Origin of the sequence: Streptomyces sparsogenes subsp. cuspidosporus, from assembly GCF_039532705.1 — a bacterium.
GTDB classification, from domain to species: Bacteria; Actinomycetota; Actinomycetes; order Streptomycetales; family Streptomycetaceae; genus Streptomyces; species Streptomyces sparsogenes.
In genome coordinates, this window is record NZ_BAAASD010000005.1 from 1 (window position 1) to 17003 (window position 17003).

Sequence of the window (17003 nt, forward strand, 5' to 3'; positions counted from 1 at the left end):
GGATCTTGTCGTACGAGGTCTCCACCCCGGGCCCGGTGGCCAGCAGGGTGTTGGTCACCCGGCCGTCGGGCGCCGGGGTGAACATGCCGGCCACCACCACCAGGCCGGCGTCCTCGGCGATCTGCCGCACCTCGGTGGCCCACGGGCCGTCCAGCGGCTCGGCCAGGGGCGCCAGCGGGGTGCCGAAGCAGGCCATGGCGGCCTCGGGGAAGACGATCAGACGGGCGTCGGCCGCCGCCGCGCGGTGTGCCTGCTCGCGCAGGACGGCAAGGTTCCGCTCCGGGCGCGGGCCGCTGACGATCTGGCTCAGTGCGATACGCATGACGGTCTGCCTCATTCCCTGGACGTTGCCTCGAAGAGTCCCTACGGGTGTGTACGTGACGCCCCGGGGGTGCGCTCATTGTGCGGCCCGGAACATCTCGGCCGTGTCCCGGGGACGCCACGGGACATCACTCGCCGGCCCGGGCGGGAACTGGCCGACCGTCAGCCGTGCGCCGGCCGTGGAAAAGCCGCCGGCCGCACGCCCCGGAGGGGGTCGTGCGGCCGGCGGCCTTCCTCACTTCACGCCTACGCCTCCCTGCCGGTACGCATCAACACCCCAGCCGCCACCAGGCCGAGCACGCAGGTGACGGCACCGACGACGACGTTGTTCCAGATGATTCCCGCGTCGGGGAACCGTGTGACCACCCAGGGAGAGATGATCATCCACACACCGATCGCGGACATCGCCCAGCACAGGCTGTACATCCGGCGCGGCGCCGTGGTCAGTCCGATGCCCAGCAGAGCCACGCAGATGCCCAGGATGAGGTTGTTGACCGTGAGGTCCGGGCGGGCGCCCGAGAAGTGGACCACCCAGGGAGAGATGGCGAAGTAGAGACCGGCCAGGAGCACCGGCCCGTCGACGAAGACGACATCCCGCGCGCCGAGCATCCGTGCGTAACGCTCGCGCATCTCGGTCACGTCGGGGTGGCGCGTGATATCACTCCTGTGGCGTGAGACGTCGGCCATTACGACTCGCCTCCTTCGATCCATGCAAGTCTGACCGCGCAGTGCGGCGCTGTGCCGCACCACCATTGTGCGCCTCGCCTCGGTTTATAGGTAGATGTCTGGTTCGACGGGAAGGAGGGCTGTTTCGGCGGGAAGGGCGGGGCCGCGCCCGGGAGCTGCGCGGCCCGGCGCACGTCAGGAGGGGTGGACCTCGGCGTGCTTCGCGTACCAGGCGCGGTCGAGGTCGGTCACATTGACGGTGATCTGCACGGCCAGCCCGGGCACGGGCGCCAGGTGGGCGCGCGCGACCTCCAGCACGGCGGCGGTCAGCGCCTGCTTGTTCTCCGCGTCCCGGCCGGACAGGATCGCGGCCTCGATGTGAACGATGGCGTGGTGCGGGGCGCCGTCGGCGATGACGGCCTCGTCGAGCCGGCGGAAGCGGGTCTTGCAGGCGTCCACCGTGGTGTCGACGGTCTTGGCCACGACCGGGTGCAGGGCGAGGCCGAAAGCGCGCCGGTCGAAGGCCTCGGCCAGGGTGTCGGAGTACTCGACGACGATGTGCGGCATGGGAATGCGCTCCTCACGGGATCGGGGCGGGCTGCGCTCGCGGGTCCGGTTGCGTGGGCATCGTCGCACCCGGCCGGCGCGGCGAGCGCGGCGGGCCGCTCGTCTGCTTCAATAGGGGCATGGCCAGCCTCCCTGACGCCGCGACGGGTCCTCTCGACCTCGAGCCGTTCTGGCCGTCCCGGCAGGCGCACCACTTCGACCGCGAGTGTTGCCGCGCTTCGTATGCGCGGGCCCGCTCGCTCGGCCGCTGACGCCGCTCGTCCGCTCAGCCGCCCTGCTCCCGGGTGATCTCCCGGCGGCCCAGCCCGCGCGCTCGACGTCCATCCGTCGCCCCTCAAGCGCGAAAGAGCCGAACCCATGACGAACGTCCGTAGCCTGTCCTCCTCCGCCGTCTCCGCCGCCACCTCCGGCTCCCCGGCCGCCGCGTCCGGCCGCCACCCCCATCCGAACCGGCAGCGGCTGCGAGCCGTGGCGCCCGACGAGGTCCCGCCGGTCGCCGAGCTGCTGCACTCCGGCGCCACCTGGCTGCCCGCCCCCGCCCACACGCTGCCCGCGCTGCCCGGGCAGCCGCCGATGGTCGGTTACCTGGTGCTCGTCCCGGCCGATCGGGTGGCCCCCGACGCGTTCGCGCCGCCCGCCGCTCCCGCCACCACGGCCGCCGCCGGGGCGGGCGCGGGCGAGACGAGGCGCGGGGCGCCCGGGACGGGCGACGAGCTGGTCCGGATCGATCCCGAGCAGCGCACCGCCCATGTGGCCGGGCGGCTGCTCGACCTGACGTACCTGGAGTTCGAGTTGCTGGCCCACCTGGTGGCGCACCCCCACCGGGTGCACACCCGCGACCAGCTGGTGACCACGGTGTGGGGGTACGGACACGTCGGCGACGGCCGGACCGTGGACGTCCATGTGGCCCGGCTGCGGCGGAAGATGGGCGCCGAGCACCGCGGGACGATCGTGACGGTCCGCCGGGTCGGCTACAAGTACGTACCGACGGCCTGACGTTCGCCGGGCGGGCCCCGGACACAGCACACGACAACGCCCGCCGCGCCGGGTCGGGCCCTTGGAGGGCCTGATCCGGCGCGGCGGGCCGGCCGGGGGGACGTACCGCGGCCCGCCTCGGCCTCAGCCCCGGTGACCGGCGGACGCCGTCGGCCGCTCCTGGGGCAGGGGCGGCAGCTCCGCGTCCTGCTCGCCGTGGTTGAGGCTCGGCAGCCAGGCCAGCGCCTTCGGCAGGTACCAGTTGCGCTCCCCGAGCAGCGCCATCACCGAGGGCAGCAGCACCATCCGGACCAGCGTGGCGTCCACCAGCACCGCGACCGCGAGGCCGACGCCCATCTGCTGCATGTCCTGCATCCGCAGCAGGGCGAAGACCGCGAACACCGCGACCATGATGGCGGCCGCTCCGGTGACCGAGCCCGCCGTGGACCGGATGCCCTCGCGGATCGCGTCCCGGGTGGCCAGGCCCCGGTCGTGGGCCTCACGGATCCGGGAGACCACGAAGACGTGGTAGTCCATCGAGAGACCGAAGAGGATCACCAGGACGAACAGCGGCATCCAGCCCTCGATCGCCCCGGCCGGCTCCATGCCCAGCGTCTCCGCGCCCCAGCCGTGCTGGAAGACGGCGGTCATGGTGCCGTACGCGGCGCCGACGGACAGCAGGTTGAGCAGGATCGACGCGATGGCGATCGGCAGCGACCGGAAGCACACCAGCATCAGCAGGAAGGTGACGGCGGCGATGAAGAGGAACACCGGCGCGATGTCGCTCTTCAGCTGGTCGTTGAAGTCGATGCTGGAGGCCAGCTCCCCGCCCACGTAGGCCTTCTCGGACACCGGGCCGAGGACCTGCGGGACGATGTCCTCCTTCAGGGTGTGCAGGGCGTGCTTGGAGGCGGCGTTGGCACCGTTTCCGGCCAGCGGCACCTCGATGCGCGCCACGCCCTCCTTCTGGTGCAGCTGGACCTCGACGTTCTTGCCGAACTCGCCCGAGGCGGCGAGCTTCCGCCGGAAGTCGGCGACCGCGCCCTGGAAGCGGGGCGAGGACACGTCGTCGGACCGCAGGACCACCTCGGCCGGGGCGGGGCCACCGGGGAAGGACTCGGTGATCTCCTTGAAGGCCACCGTCAGCTTCGAGTCCGAGCCGAACTGCTTCTCCATGCCGAGCTGTTCGGTCTTCATCCCCAGCGCGGGGGCGCACAGAGCCAGCAGCAGCGCGCCCGCCAGGACCGCGAACAGGCCCGGCTTGGCCAGCACCGGCTTCATCATCCGGCCGGAGATGCCGCCGCTGGCGTGCACGCCCTTCCTGCGGCGGCGGTTCAGCAGCGGCACGCGCCCGGCGTCGACCCGGTCGCCGAGCCAGGACAGCATCGCGGGCAGCACGGTCACCGAGCCGAGCATGGCGGTGAGGACGACCAGGATGGTGGCCACCGCGAAGCCCTTGAAGAGCAGCAGGCCGGACAGGAACATGCCCGACATGGCCAGCATGACCGTGACACCGGAGATCAGCACCGCCCGGCCGCTGGTCTGCGCGGCGATGCGCAGCGCGCTCTGGGCGTCCCGGCCGGCGGCCCGCTCGTCGCGCTCACGCCGCAGGTAGAACAGGCAGTAGTCGACGCCGACGGCCAGGCCGACCAGGAACATCACGGAGTTGGTGCTGGAGTACATCGGCAGTTCGTGGCTGGCCAGCGCGAGCAGGCCGAAGGTGCCGACGCAGGCGGTCAGCGCGAGGAAGACCGGCAGCAGCGCGGCGACCAGGGCGCCGAAGACGACGAGGAGGATGCCCAGCGCCAGGGGGACGGCCGTCATCTCCGCGGTCTTCATGTCGCCGGAGAGCATGTCGTTCAGGCTGTGCGCGAAGGTCGCGTCGCCGAACTCGTACAGCTTGACGCCCTCATGGCGCGCCTCGGTCTCCTTCACCGCGTCGAGCACCGGCTGCATCCGGTCGCCCGCGGTGTCCGGGTCCCCCTTCATCTCGAAGCCGATCAGCCCCTCCCGGCCGCTCTCGGAGCGCACCGGGCGCTGGACCCGCTCCGTCTCGCCGCTCTTCTCCAGCCGCGACGCGAGGTCGCCCGCGGCGGCCCGCCAGCCGTCCGGCTCGGCGCTGCGCAGCATCACCATCTCGCCGGCGGGGGGTTTGAGCCCGGCGTCCTCCAGGACCTTCTCGGCGCTCGCCGAGTCGCCGCTCCCGTTCTGGGAGTTGGTCATCTCATTGATGCCGGACATGCCGCCGATGACGGCGACGACCACGACGAACAGCAGCCACCCGATGATCGCGGTCTTGCGGTGTCGGGTGCTCCACCCGCCGAGTCGTACGGCGAGGCCCCGCCTCGTTGCGCTCATGGCGTCTCCCCCGGGGAGGTGTGAGTCCTGCGTGGAACCGACGGCGGAACCGGTGACGGAACCGGCAGGACTGAACGGACTGAACGGACCGTTGAGGTCACGTCATCGACGCTAGAAAACGGCGGGCTCGCGCCCCAGCCGCACAAGCCCCCCATTCGGGGAGGCAAAAGGAGAGTCCCGGGGGTGGGGCTAGGTATACCCCGGGACGGGGGCAGGGCCGAGTGACCGGGCGGGCGGGGTCCGCCAGACTGGGAGCGTGGGAGCCGGGGGGACCGGCCCCTCCCGGTCGGGGCGCGGGCCCGGAGCGGGTCCCGCGCAGGCGTCAGGGGGATCGTCCGATGAAGATTCGCAGCGCGCTGCTGGCCACCGCCCGGGGGCTGGGGCTCGCGAACGTCTCGCTCGCCGGGTCCATCACACTGTTCGTGCTCGCGGTGTTGTCCCTCGCCCTGCTCCCGCTGGGCGTGGGGGTGCTCACCACCCCGCCCGTGCTCGGCGCGGTGCGGGCCCACGCCAACCACAGGCGCCTGCTGGCCGCCCGCTGGTCCGGGGTGCAGGTCCCGCTGCCCTACCGCGCCCTGCCTCCCGACCGGCGCGGCGGGCTGGTGGGCCTGGTGGAACAGTGCTCGCTGCTGCTGAAGGACCCGGCGACCTGGCGGGATCTGTGGTGGCTGGCCGTCGACATGACCGCCGGGTTCGTCACCGCTCTGCTGGCCTTCGCCTTCATTCCGTTCGGTCTCGAGGGCTGGACGCTGGCGCTGGGCACCTGGAAGCCGATCGTGCACGCCGCCGGCGGCTACTGGTACGCGTTCATCCCCATCTCCTCCCAGTCCACCGCGAATCTCGCCGCCCTGCTGGGCAGCGGCTTCCTGGTCCTGGGCGTCTTCGCCTCCCCCCTGCTGCTGCGGGCCCACTTCCTGCTGGGCCGGGCCTTTCTCGCCCCCACGCCGGGGATGGCGCTCGCCGAGCGGGTCCGGCACCTCACCGAGACCCGGCACGACGCGGTCGACACCTCCGCCGCCGAGCTGCGCCGCATCGAGCGGGATCTGCACGACGGCGCGCAGGCCCGTCTGGTCGCCATGGGCATGAGCCTCGGCGCGGTGGAGGCGCTGGTCGAGAAGGACCCGGCCAAGGCCAAGGAGTTGCTGGCGGCGGCCCGCGCCAGCTCCGCGGAGGCCCTGGCCGAGCTGCGCGACCTGGTCCGCGGCATCCATCCGCCGGTGCTGGCCGAGCGCGGCCTGGGCGACGCCGTGCGGGCCCTGGCGCTGCGGATGCCGCTGTCCGTGGAGGTGGACGCGGACCTTCCGGGCCGGGCCGCGGAGCCGATCGAGTCGGCGGCGTACTTCGCGATCAGCGAGCTGTTGACGAACGCGGCGAAGCACTCCGGCGCCCAGCGGGTGTGGGTCGACATCCACCACGACGACGGCGCCGGCTCCCTGCGCATCGCGGTGACCGACGACGGGAAGGGCGGGGCGGCCCCCTCGGAGGGCTCCGGGCTGAGCGGGCTGCGGCGGCGGCTGGGCGCCTTCGACGGGGTGCTGGCCATCAGCAGCCCGGTCGGCGGGCCGACGATGGTGACGATCGAGATACCCTGCGAGCTCTCCGTCGCTCGCCCCACCGGCTGAGAGCTGCCTGCCCGAGGCCCCGGGAAACCCGGGGGCGGACCGTCGTACGCCGGTGCTAGCGTGCTGGGGTCGGCCGCGGGACTCCGGCGCGACTTCCGGAACCCGCCTGTGAAGCGATGATTCGCAGTTCGTGCCCCCATTCCCCGGCCGACCCCCGCCTGCCGCGCCGCCGGAAGACCGAAGCAGGAAAACGACGCAGGAGACCGGCGCAGGAGACCGAAGCAGGAGACGCACGTTGGAGAGCTACGCCGATCTCGTGGCGGCCGAGGACCTGCTGCTGTTCGTGAACGCGGCGATCACCTCCACCGGACAGCGGGAATTCCGTTCCCGGGCCGAGGAGCAGCGCATGTCGCTGGACTTCCTCCACGCGTATGTGCTCGGCAACTACCGTGAGCTGTACGCGGCGACGCTCGCCCTGGACATCAACCACCACAACGCGGCGCGGATCGTGCGCGGGCTGCTGGAGACCGCGTCCGAGGCGACGCCCGCGCAGCGCAGCGCCGAGGGGCCGCTGATCGCCAGGCGGCTGGCCCTGCTTCCGCCGCAGCGGGTGTACCGGCTCTTCCGCGAGCTGCGCCGGGCCGGGGTCAACAACCGCCGCACCCGGGCCATCACGCGGGACTGGCTGGCCGCCCGGCCCGATCCGGCGCTCGACGCGGTCAAGTACCGCTCCGGGGTCAAGGCCGCCGCCCGCCACGCGCATCTGCGGCTCGACGGCGAGCTGGGCGACTTCCTCTTCGAGCCCCACACCCGCCGGGCCGGCTTCACCACCCCCCTGTTCGACGCGTGGCGCCGCGCCCACTACAGCCACAGCGCGCTGTACGAGCTGCCGTACACCGTCGCCGAGGGATTCGCGGCGGCGCACGGCATCGACCGGGCCGCGTTCCTGGAGCGGATCGCCCCGCGCCTGACCCGGCTGGAGCGGCTGCGGCTGCGGGAGTCGGCCCGGGACCACCGGGTGGACGGGGTGGCCGGCGACCTCGCCGCCCTGCCGCTGACCCGGCTGGCGAGTTATGTCCTGGCCCTCCCCCTGGACGACCGGGCCCGCCGCCGCGAGGAGCTGACCGCCGCGCTGCGGGCGGCAGCGCGGCGCACCGCGGGCCCCCGCGCGGGCAGCTGGGGGCGGGTGGCCGCCGTGCTGGACGACAGCTTCTCGACCCTCGGCTCGGGGCAGAAGCGGCGCCGGCCGCTGGCGGTGGCGCTTGGCTGCCACTTCCTGCTGGAGGCGCTGGCCGGCGAGTGGATCCCGCTGTGGCTGTCCGGCCGCACGGACGCGCTGCTGGCGTATCCGTACGGGCCGACGCCGCTGGGCGCCCGCGTCCTGGACGCGCTGGAGCACCGCCCGGACCGGCTGGTGATCGTCTCCGACGGCTTCGACAACGCGCCGCCCGGCCTGGCCGGCGAGGTGCTGCGGGTGTGGCGCGCCCGGCTGGACGCGGAGGGCCGCACCAGCGTGGTCCACCTCAACCCGGTGTACGAGGCGGAGGACTTCGACGTGCGGCGGCTGGCGCGCGAGGTGCCCACCGTCGGGGTGCGGGACGCGGAGGACCTCCCGGCCCTGGTGGAGCTGGCCCAGTTCACGCAGGGCCGCACCCAGGCGGCCGATCTGTGGGCGCATGTGGACGCCCGCGTGCGCGGCTTCTTGCGGGAGGAACGGTGAGTGAGGAAGAGGCGCCCGTGGAGCTCGCGGGCCTGACCGCGCTGCCCTCCCAGGTGTGGGGCGCCGTCCGCCTGGTGCCGCTGGTGCGCGAGGAGCCGATCGCCGACCTGCGGCTGGACGACCGGCTCTACGGGGACGACTTCGCCGCCGTGGAACTGGACCGGCGCACCGCGTACTGCTCCTACATCCCGCACGGCTTCGTCGCGACCTGGACCGGCGACGGCACCCCCGCGTCCTCCTACGGCACCCAGCTGCGGCCGGGCGCGGGCGGGGAGCGCCCCGCGTGCGTCCCGCTCCGCTTCCATCGCCGGATGGCCCGCCGCGCCGACCGGAACCGGGTGCGCTTCCTGCCCCTGCACCTGGCCCTGGAGGGCTATCTGGCGCTGCACTTCGGCGGCCCCGACGTGGTCTGGGAGGAGTGGTCCCGCCGGGCGGTGGCCCATGGCCTCTCCCCGCGCGTCGAGCAGGCGTACGCCGGGGCCGAGGTGGAGGGGCTGCGCGACGCGCTGCGGGTGTTCGAGATCCACCCCGGCCAGTGCGGGGTCATGGTCTACGCGGCCGACGCGCTCGCCGCCGCCTTCGTGGTGCCGCACCCCGACGACTACCGCGCCCTGCACTCCTCGCTGGTCCTTGACCTGTTCGGGGAGCTGGTGCACCACTACGCCACGCTGCACGGCCCGGTCCCGGAGTTCCGGGCCCGGCTGCGCGACGGCGCGGTGAGCTCGCTGGCCGACCTGCGGGCCGAGGCCGCCCGGCAGCGGCGGGAGTGGGCCGCGTTCCACGACCGCACCATGGCGGGCGGGCTGCTCGACGCGTCGTACGCCTTCCAGCGCGTCCGCGCGATGGGGCCCTTCACCCTGTCCCGTTTCCTGCCGCCCTTCCACCGCAACACCGAGCAGCACATCGGCGAGACCATCACCCACCAGGACGGCCGGCTGGCGTATCTGAAGACCTTCCGCCTCTCGGAGGCCCAGATACGCCGCGGCCATCTGCTCACCGTGCTCGCCGCCCACGACTGGCGCCTGGAGGCGGCCGCCGGCGCGCTGGGCGTGAGCTGCGACCAGCTCGCCTCCCGCATGGAGCACGCGGGGTTCGGCGCGCTGCTGCGTCAGGACATACGCGACCGGTACCGCGCGGCGGCCCGCCGCGCGGCACCCTGATGCCCTGATGCCCTGATGCCCGAGGCTAGACCCCGGGCCGCCCCAGGGCCTGGAGCGCCTCCCGGCGCGCGCTGTCGTGGCGCTCCTGGCCGGAGCCGACAAGGGTCCTGGTGAGGCCGCTGTCGGCGTCCTCACCGTGCTGGTGGGTCCACCCCACGACGAGGGAGTCCACCTGCCGCTGGCCCACGTCGAAGACCTTCATGTTGTCCAGCGCCGCCGACGCGTTGGCCTGGGCGGCGTAGTCCTTGCCCCACTCGTACATGCCGTAGTAAAGGAGGGAGCCCGCGATGTCGGCGGCGACCGGCAGATGCCCCCCGAGGGGCTTGTCCGGCACGAAGTTGAGCGCCCCTCCGGTCATCAGGAAGCTGGCCGTCCGGACATCCGTGGCCCACTGCACCGCCTTGTCCCTCTTGTCGAAGAGGATGTCGGAGGTGACCCCGTCGTAGAAGCCGAAGGTGGAGGAGGCCGCGTTGATGGCGGCGGTGCGGTCGTTCGGATTCTTGAAGTCGGTCCGGGCCAGCGTCTCCGCCGCGTACTGCCGCTCCGCGGCGTACATTCCGGCGTACGCGTTGGGATCCTCCGCGACGCCGCGCATGATGCGCGACAGCTCCTCGGGCGACACGGCCATGCGGACCGTGCCGTCGTCGCTCCACACCCCGCCGCCATCGGCGTGGATCTTGTAGTTCTCGTTGGTGCGGGACAGGATCTCGTGGGTGTCGGGGGTGTAGTCCATCAGCATGTGGCCCAGGGGCGAGCGCAGGCCGGCGGGCATCTCGTCGCCCTTCCAGTCCTTGTTGAGCAGCTTGATGGTGTCGTGCATGACCCGCGCCTCGGCCTCGGTGTGTCCGCCCAGCGGGTGGTCGGTGCCCGGCACATTGCCGGTGGCGGCCGCCTCCAGGGCCCGGCCGAACCCGCCGCGCACATCCGCGTCGGAGGCGTCGTCGCCCACGGTCTCGATGTTGCCGCGCCAGTTGGTGGTGTTCTTGAGGTCCCAGTCGCGGTCCTGCAGCAGGTACTTCAGCCGGTCGTTGCCGCCGTCCGCCTTCGGGTCGAGATACCCGGTGGCCGTCTTGGGGTCATGGCTCATGATGTCGAGGGCGCCGTCGACGGGGTCGTTGGCGAACCAGCCGTCGTCCTTGCCGCTGAACTCCCCGTAGAGGTCCCAGATGTCCTTGTCCTTCCGCTCCGCCGCGATCATGTCGTCGGTCAGGTCGGAGAGGAACTGGGAGGAATACCCGCGGCCCTGCTTCATGAGGGTCACCAGGCTCTGGTAGCCACGGGCCCCCTGGCCCTGACCGGTGCCCACCGGGATCTTGTTGTCCACCGCGTCCAGGTCGTACTTCTCGACGCCCGCCTTTTTGAGGCCCTCCCGCCACGTGTCGTAGAAGGGGTCGGAGGGGGACTTGGTGGCGGTGGCCAGGGTGGTGGCCAGGCCCTTCTCAAGGGCGCGGAAGTTCTCCTTGTCGTCGCCCTTGGCCAGGTCGAAGTACTTGTTGGCCAGCTCGATGGTGCCCTTGGGGCCCATGCCGGCCAGGAAGGTCTGGCTGAACGTCTTGTCGTCCTGGTTGTCCCGGAACAGCCGCTGGTACTCGGCCATCTCCTTGGCGCTGAGCTTCTCGCCGGAGTTGAGCTTGGTCGAGAGGTCCTTGGCCTCCTCGGCCTCGACCTTCTCGATGTCGCCCTCGGCCTTGGCGTTGAACCCGTTGTCGATGCCGTCGATGAGGTTGGAGTCCCGCACGGCCGCCTGGAGCGCGACCTTCACGCCCTGGTCGGCGTCGTCGACCGCCTTGACCGCGGCCGCGATGTGTTCAGTCCATGACAGCTCAGTGGCGTGCAGGTCCGGGTCGTGCTTGATGGTGAAGGCATCGTCCTTGCTGACCTTCGAGAAGTCGTAACTCGCTCTCCCGTCCTCCGAGACCTTCATCCCGGCCTTCACCGCGTCCGCGACCGCGGACTTCACCTTCCCGTGCAGGTCCTTCAACTGGGTGTGCGCGTCCCGGAGAATCGAGGCGATTGCCTTTGCCTCCGTCTGGGCGGCGGTGAATTGCTCATCCGTCATGCCCACCTGAATCTGCCCGAGGCCATTCGCCACGCCGGTCCAAGTGCCGTCGGTCGCGGCCGTCTTTACTTGCTGCTGATATGCCTTCTGGACTTCGGAGAACTGCTTCGCAGCCTCCGTCCATTGCTTCGCTGCGGTCTCCAGGAAAGACAGGTCGACTGTCATGACCTGGTGGTACGTAAGCACAATTCCCCCATGGCTGGCCATCAATAGAAAATGAAACGGGTACGTCGGCCAACCGTGACAGTACCCCTGGCCGGGGGCCGCGAGACCCCCCCGAGACCGTTTTCATAATACGGCAAGAAAACCTTCACAAAGAAAGGGAAAACAGGTCGGACAGCCAGGGGGTTTTGTGACTCGCCTCACGGCCCGCAGGTCCGTCTCGCACGCAACCCGCGGACGACACCGGTCATTTCGGAACTTCGACCCTCACCTCCTTACGGAGATTGGCGGCGGTCTGGGCGGACTCGTCGAGCGTCAGATCCCTCGCTCCCTCCCGGGGGATCACCAGGGCCACCGTGTCGTAGTCGGCCCACACGCACAGCGCCAGCGAGCTGGGCTCGTCGGGGCTCGGCTCCTCCTTCGGCCTGATGATCTGGCACTTCATGACGCCGTTCTCGAAGCCCGCGGGCGACTTGCGCTCCGGGCTGCCCACCACGACGACATCGCTGTCCTCGCTGCCCGCCGTCTCGCTCTTCTTCTTCAATTTGCTGAAGAAGGAGTCGACGGACTTCTCCGGATCCGGCACGGTCCCATAGGCGCCCAGCATCTGGATCTTCTTCGCGTCACCGGGGGTGGCCCACTCCACCTCCAGGCCCATGCCCTTCGTCAGCCCGAAGTCCCGCGCCGCCTCGCCGTCCAGCCGCTGCGAGGTGCTGTCCCCCGAATCACTCGTGTATTCACCGAGCACGGTCGAGGGCACGGTGAGCCTGTAGTCCTTCCCGTCATCCGTCAGCTCGTCGTCGCTCGCCCCGCGGAACAGCAGGACGCCCCCGACGATCGCGGCGACCACCACCACGGCGCCGATCACCAGACCCGTCGTCTTGCCCTTGCCCCCGCCGCCCGGCGGGGCCGGCGGCATGCCGGGCGGATAGCCCGGCGGCATCTGGGGCTGCTGCGGGTAGCCGTAGCCCGGCTGCGGCGGCTGCGGGGCGGCGTACGGGGCGCCGCCCTGCGCGTACGGCCCCGGCGCCCCCTGCGCGTACGGGCCCGGCGCCCCCTGCCCGTACGGGCCCGGCGCCCCCTGCCCGTACGGATTCGGGCCGCCCTGCGACGGCGGACCGGGCGGCGGACCGGGCGGGGTGCCCGGAGGCGTCCCATACGGCCCCGGTGGCGGCTGGTTGTGACTCACAGGCTGTGGCCCCTTCCCCTTGACCCTGACCCTGACCCCTGATCAGGGGTCACAGACCTGGACGCGACAAGTGATGCATGGGGTTCCACTCACCGCGGGGCGGTTCCTCGTGCCGCCATGTCAGCCACCGCCGGCTTGCGCGGCAGGCCAACAACAGCGCGCTCAGGGTCAATGACAGTCCGAAGCCCGGATGGGACGATTGGACAAGCCCCACCGTCACCGAAGCGCCCCATCCGGCCAAGCGGCCGTAGCCGTTTCTGCCGACATGGGTTCACTACCGAAGGGACACGCCGCGATGTCCGTCCCGTCGCCGACGCCTGGCTTACCTCCGCCCCCGCCCACTTCCGAGGGGACCCGGTCGAGCCCGCAGCCGACACCCTCGCCCACCCACAACCCTCCCCCGCATCCCGTGCCGCCGTGGGGCAACCCACCGGATCTCCAGGTCTCTCCGCAGTGGCTGGAAAGCCGGGCGAAGGACTGTGACACCGCGTGCGAGGTCTTGTGGCGGCTTCTGGGACCCGCCAAGGAAGCCTTCGACTCGCTGGGCAGGGCAGCACCCGGCTGGAGTTTCGTGGACAGCATCGATGACATGGAGGGGCGCTGGAAGAAGCTCAATGGCTTTGTGCGGCAACGCCTGGGGACCGCAGCCGACAGCTTCCGGATGAGCGCGGGGGAGTTCAACCGCATCGAACACGACCGTGAGCGTGAGTTCCGACAGGTCCGCGACTGAGCGGAGCCGTGGCCCACCACGGCCGGCACACTGCCAGTCGCTCCATGCCGAGTTGGGGGAACGGTATCCGGTGATCACCATATCGCAACTGATGCACCTCGACGTCACCGCGTTCGAAGCCCTGGCGGACAACTGGGCCGCCATCCACCACAAGATCCAAACAGCTCGGACCGAGTTCCACGACGACGTGGTCCTCGCGCTGCAACACGACCACTGGATCGGCGAGGGCGGAAGAGCCGCGCAAAGTTACTGCGACCGGATTCTGCTCGATATCGACGCGTTCGACGCGGAGGTACGAAGCCTGCGCAGATACCTCGACCAGACGGCCGACGGGGCGAGCGGGCGCGGCGGGGTCAAGGGCCTGGAAGGGCATCAGCGGATGGTGGCGGAACTGCGGCAGCAGGCCCTGAACGCCGGCATGACGGTGACCGATACAGGCGAGGTCCGATGGGCGGAGGTACGCGCGCCCGGACCGCTGTCACCCGCCGACAAGAAGCACATCGCCGAGCGGAACAGCAAGGCAGCGCAACTCGAGGAGAAGATCAAGGCGGAGCTGTCCGCCGCCACCGAGATCGACGGTGAACTGGCCCGCGATCTCAAGGTCATCTTCGGTACGCCGGAGAACTTCGAGACGGAGAACCGGAAGTACGGCATCACCGATCCGGGGCTGGGTGACTGGTGGACGTACCAGAAGCTGGAAGTCGTCGAAGCGGGCATGCGGGACGGCAAGGGCTGGACCAACGCCTCAGCGCTCCTCGGCCACTACCTGCGCGGCAACGGTGAGCCGTATCAGATCGACCCCGCCACGATGCTCGCCGACATCCCACAGTTCCAGCACGATGTCGATGGGACTCTCGATGGGGTACGTCAGGGGCCGGACGGCAAGTTCACCACCCCCTGGACGACGACCGCGCCTCGGCTGTCGGACGGCGGCAAAAGCCTCGACTGGTATTACGCGCTCAATCACTTCCAGTACCGCACGGTCGGGGAGAAGCGTGACGGGCGGATCACCTACCACGTCGAGGTCCAGAAGCGATACGACTGGGGCATTCCCAGCGAGCACCGCAGGAACGTCTCGGGCGTGGGCGGCCTGATCACCATGGAGCAGGCCGATATCGCCCACCTCAACACCACGGGCAAGGCCCACGACTTCGACGTACGCGGCCGCACCGGGGAGAGGACCGCGCCGGGGTAGGCCGAAACATCACCCGACGCGGCGCCGGTCTCTGGCGGGCTTCAGTCGGTGATGTACCAGTTGTCCTTCAGGTATTCCAGGGTGGAGGTGCCGATCTCACTTTCGGAGAAGGTGACGGAGGCCCTGACCGCCGCGGCCGGAATGTCGAACTTGTCGGGGGTTCGTACGACGACCTTCCGCGGGTCGACCGTCGCGGTCTGCAGAGCCTTCTTCTGCGTGGGCGAGATCATCTGGAACGTGACCAGGAACGTGGACGTGCAGGGGCCGAACCCCTCGTCCTCCGCCTTCTTCGCGGCGGGCCCGCCCACATCGCAGACGGTCTTGATGTCCTCCCGGCCCACGGCGTGCAGGTACTCCTCGTACCGCCGGATCGCCCCCTCCTTCGTCCTGGGCGCGCCCTGGTCCGAGGGCCGCTCCGAGGGCTGGTCCGAGGGCTGCTCCGTGGGCTGGTCCGAGGGCTGCTCCGTGGGCTGGTCCTGGGGCGGGCTCGTCGGCTTCTCGTCGGCGGGCCCACAGCTGTCGCTGGTGAAGATGCCAGGCAGCAGACGCTTCGGGTACGGGCCGATCGGCCCGTTGAAGCCGTTCACATGCTGCTGCGAACCCCACCACCCGGCGTACCCCCACCACGGTTCACCCTTGACGGGGCGGATGTTGTCCCATGTGTGCCACTCCGCGCCCTTCGAGGTGCGGTCGAGCGCGATCTTCGCCCGGTGGTAGCCCGTGGTCGGGTAGGAACCGTGGGAACCACGCGCCGAGTACACCGTCGGATGCCCGCCCTGCGGGTCCAGGTCCGACCACTTCACGCTGCACGGATCGCCGCCGTGCTTCGCGAACGTCATCGCCTCCGGCTTGCCGTCGCGCAGTTGCACCGCGACGCGCTCCCAGTCGCCCTCGTGCCTGTTGCCCCCGAGCAGGTTGTTGTAGGCGTAGAAGAACCAGTACACATACGCCCCGCGCGCCGGGTCGGTCTTGTGCTTGTGGTACTCCCAGTAGACCGGCGCGCCGGTACCCTCGCCCTCGCGCACCTCCTTCGGCGGGGCGAGGTAGAAGCCGCCATCGGGCTCGGTCGAGGTACGCCACCGCTCCCCGTGCCCCGGGCAGGACACCGGCTTGGACGACGCCTTCCCCGGTTCGATGTCCGCGTGCTGGTAGGGATTCTCCGCACTCCCCAACCGCCGCGGGTCCGCCGGATCGGCCACCGGCCCCTCGTCACGGCACATGCCGTCGTGGTCGAAACGCAGCGCGGAACGCTCGATGAAGTGCGTGGCGTCCATCGGCTCCAGCGTCTCCCCCTTGGCGAGCCGCACCAGCGGCGCGAACCGCGCGGCGTCGGCCGCGGTCCCCTGCGAAGGCTCCGCCCCCGTGTACTCCTTCTCCTTCTCCGGCCCGCACGCCACCAGCGCCACGGAGAGCGACACCGCCACACCCGCCAAAGCCCGCATCCGACCCCGCACCGGCTCCCCCTTCGATCGCCCACCATCAGCCAGTGGCACGTCAGGACATCACGCGGAATCCGGCTGAACGGTTCCCCCCGAGTCAGTCGGCGTCACCGGCGGGCACGACCCACCGATGGGGCTGCCCGGTGATCGCGGCGATCTGCTCGTAGTCCTCGTCGTAGTGCAGCACGACGGCCGCATGCCGCTCAGCCGTCGCCGCGATCAGCAGATCCGGCATCGACAACGCGCGGTGGTTTCCTTTACGGATCGCTCGGGCCTGGACATCCTTGGCGCGGCCCCGTACCTCGTCCGGGCAAGGGAGGTAGTCGAAGCCGGACAGCCAGTAGCGCAGCTTTTCGGCCTCCGTGTCATTGCGAGCGGAGTAGAGAATCTCCTCCGGGCGCGTGGGGCAGCCCCCTCCACCGGGCTGCCCCACGCACGGAAGCCGCCTCATACGCTCAGCCGTGTCGCTCCTCGGCCTTCGGCGGCGCCAGCGCGAACCACACCGCCTTGCCGGTGACGCCCGCGTCCTTGTCGGTGTAGTCGACCACGCCCCAGTCGTCCGAGCACGACTCCACGAGCGCCAGCCCCCGCCCGCCCTCGTCGTCGGCCCCGGCCTCCACGGGCTGCGGCAGAGCGGCGCCCGAGTCCCACACGGTGACGCGGAAGTCCGGGGGCGCCGGCTGCCAGTCCATGCTGACGTAGGAGTCGGTGGCGGTGTTGCGCAGGGCGTTCGTCGTCAGCTCGGAGACGAGGAGTTCGGCGGTGTCCATGAGGCAGTCGAGGCGGGCCGATTTGAGGATGTGGCGGATGGTGGCCCGTACGACGCCCACCGCGCGGGGGTCGTGCGGGATGAACAGTCCGTAGGACCAAGGCTTTTCGGGCGTGCGCATGTGGCAGCCT

General features: G+C 70.9%; 16 protein-coding genes. 7 read left to right on the plus strand and 9 right to left on the minus strand.

Going from position 1 to position 17003, the window contains the following annotated elements; all coding sequences use genetic code 11:
• From ABFY07_RS07870 to ABFY07_RS07880, 3 genes are all read right to left on the minus strand, one after another.
• On the minus strand, positions 1-322 hold a 322-nt coding region (locus tag ABFY07_RS07870), incomplete at its 3' end, for a nitrilase-related carbon-nitrogen hydrolase (protein ID WP_346173751.1).
• Positions 323-567: 245 nt separating this feature from the next.
• Complete coding sequence (locus ABFY07_RS07875; protein ID WP_065958672.1) at positions 568-1008, minus strand: SPW repeat protein; 441 nt, start codon at positions 1006-1008, stop codon at positions 568-570.
• 174 nt (positions 1009-1182) lie between these two features.
• A complete protein-coding gene (locus ABFY07_RS07880; RefSeq protein ID WP_346173752.1) occupies positions 1183-1554 on the minus strand; it encodes a 5-carboxymethyl-2-hydroxymuconate Delta-isomerase in 372 nt (123 codons plus the stop codon).
• Positions 1555-1673: 119 nt separating this feature from the next.
• Between ABFY07_RS07880 and ABFY07_RS07885 the strand changes: the two genes are divergently transcribed.
• Entirely contained in the window at positions 1674-1805 is a 132-nt protein-coding gene (locus tag ABFY07_RS07885; protein ID WP_342673112.1) for a hypothetical protein, read from the plus strand.
• A 106-nt stretch (positions 1806-1911) separates the two neighbouring features.
• Complete coding sequence (locus ABFY07_RS07890) at positions 1912-2550, plus strand: winged helix-turn-helix domain-containing protein (RefSeq protein WP_346173753.1); 639 nt, start codon at positions 1912-1914, stop codon at positions 2548-2550.
• A gap of 123 nt (positions 2551-2673) precedes the next feature.
• Here the strand turns inward: ABFY07_RS07890 and ABFY07_RS07895 are convergent, their stop codons facing one another.
• Entirely contained in the window at positions 2674-4887 is a 2214-nt protein-coding gene (locus ABFY07_RS07895) for an MMPL family transporter (protein WP_346173754.1), read from the minus strand.
• 338 nt (positions 4888-5225) lie between these two features.
• Here ABFY07_RS07895 and ABFY07_RS07900 point away from each other — a divergent pair, with 338 nt between their 5' ends.
• The 3 genes from ABFY07_RS07900 (at position 5226) to ABFY07_RS07910 (ending at position 9329) form a co-directional block, all read left to right on the plus strand.
• On the plus strand, positions 5226-6509 hold the full coding sequence (locus ABFY07_RS07900) for a sensor histidine kinase (RefSeq protein ID WP_346173755.1): 1284 nt from the start codon (positions 5226-5228) through the stop codon (positions 6507-6509).
• Between the two features lie 235 nt (positions 6510-6744).
• A complete protein-coding gene (locus tag ABFY07_RS07905; RefSeq protein ID WP_346173756.1) occupies positions 6745-8169 on the plus strand; it encodes a hypothetical protein in 1425 nt (474 codons plus the stop codon).
• On the plus strand, positions 8166-9329 hold the full coding sequence (locus ABFY07_RS07910) for an ARPP-2 domain-containing protein (RefSeq protein WP_346173757.1): 1164 nt from the start codon (positions 8166-8168) through the stop codon (positions 9327-9329). Before ABFY07_RS07905 ends, ABFY07_RS07910 begins: the two co-directional genes overlap by 4 nt.
• A 25-nt stretch (positions 9330-9354) precedes the next feature.
• Here the strand turns inward: ABFY07_RS07910 and ABFY07_RS07915 are convergent, their stop codons facing one another.
• Positions 9355-11388, minus strand: a complete 2034-nt coding sequence (locus ABFY07_RS07915) for a DUF6571 family protein (protein ID WP_346173758.1) — start codon at positions 11386-11388, stop codon at positions 9355-9357.
• A 409-nt stretch (positions 11389-11797) separates the two neighbouring features.
• Positions 11798-12739: a hypothetical protein gene (locus ABFY07_RS07920; protein WP_346173759.1), complete on the minus strand. Its 942-nt coding sequence runs from the start codon at positions 12737-12739 to the stop codon at positions 11798-11800.
• 409 nt (positions 12740-13148) lie between these two features.
• Here ABFY07_RS07920 and ABFY07_RS07925 point away from each other — a divergent pair, with 409 nt between their 5' ends.
• Together ABFY07_RS07925 and ABFY07_RS07930 are read left to right on the plus strand one after the other, a co-directional pair.
• A complete protein-coding gene (locus ABFY07_RS07925; protein ID WP_346173760.1) occupies positions 13149-13469 on the plus strand; it encodes a hypothetical protein in 321 nt (106 codons plus the stop codon).
• Between the two features lie 70 nt (positions 13470-13539).
• Complete coding sequence (locus ABFY07_RS07930; protein WP_346173761.1) at positions 13540-14664, plus strand: hypothetical protein; 1125 nt, start codon at positions 13540-13542, stop codon at positions 14662-14664.
• Between the two features lie 41 nt (positions 14665-14705).
• Here ABFY07_RS07930 and ABFY07_RS07935 read toward each other — a convergent pair whose 3' ends face one another.
• From ABFY07_RS07935 to ABFY07_RS07945, 3 genes are all read right to left on the minus strand, one after another.
• Complete coding sequence (locus ABFY07_RS07935) at positions 14706-16082, minus strand: PT domain-containing protein (RefSeq protein ID WP_346173762.1); 1377 nt, start codon at positions 16080-16082, stop codon at positions 14706-14708.
• A 118-nt stretch (positions 16083-16200) separates the two neighbouring features.
• Positions 16201-16536 carry a PIN domain nuclease gene (locus ABFY07_RS07940; RefSeq protein ID WP_346173763.1) on the minus strand — a complete coding sequence of 112 codons (336 nt, stop codon included), beginning with the start codon at positions 16534-16536 and terminating at the stop codon, positions 16201-16203.
• A 22-nt stretch (positions 16537-16558) separates the two neighbouring features.
• A complete protein-coding gene (locus ABFY07_RS07945; RefSeq protein ID WP_346173764.1) occupies positions 16559-16993 on the minus strand; it encodes an ATP-binding protein in 435 nt (144 codons plus the stop codon).
• Positions 16994-17003: the final 10 nt, after the last annotated feature.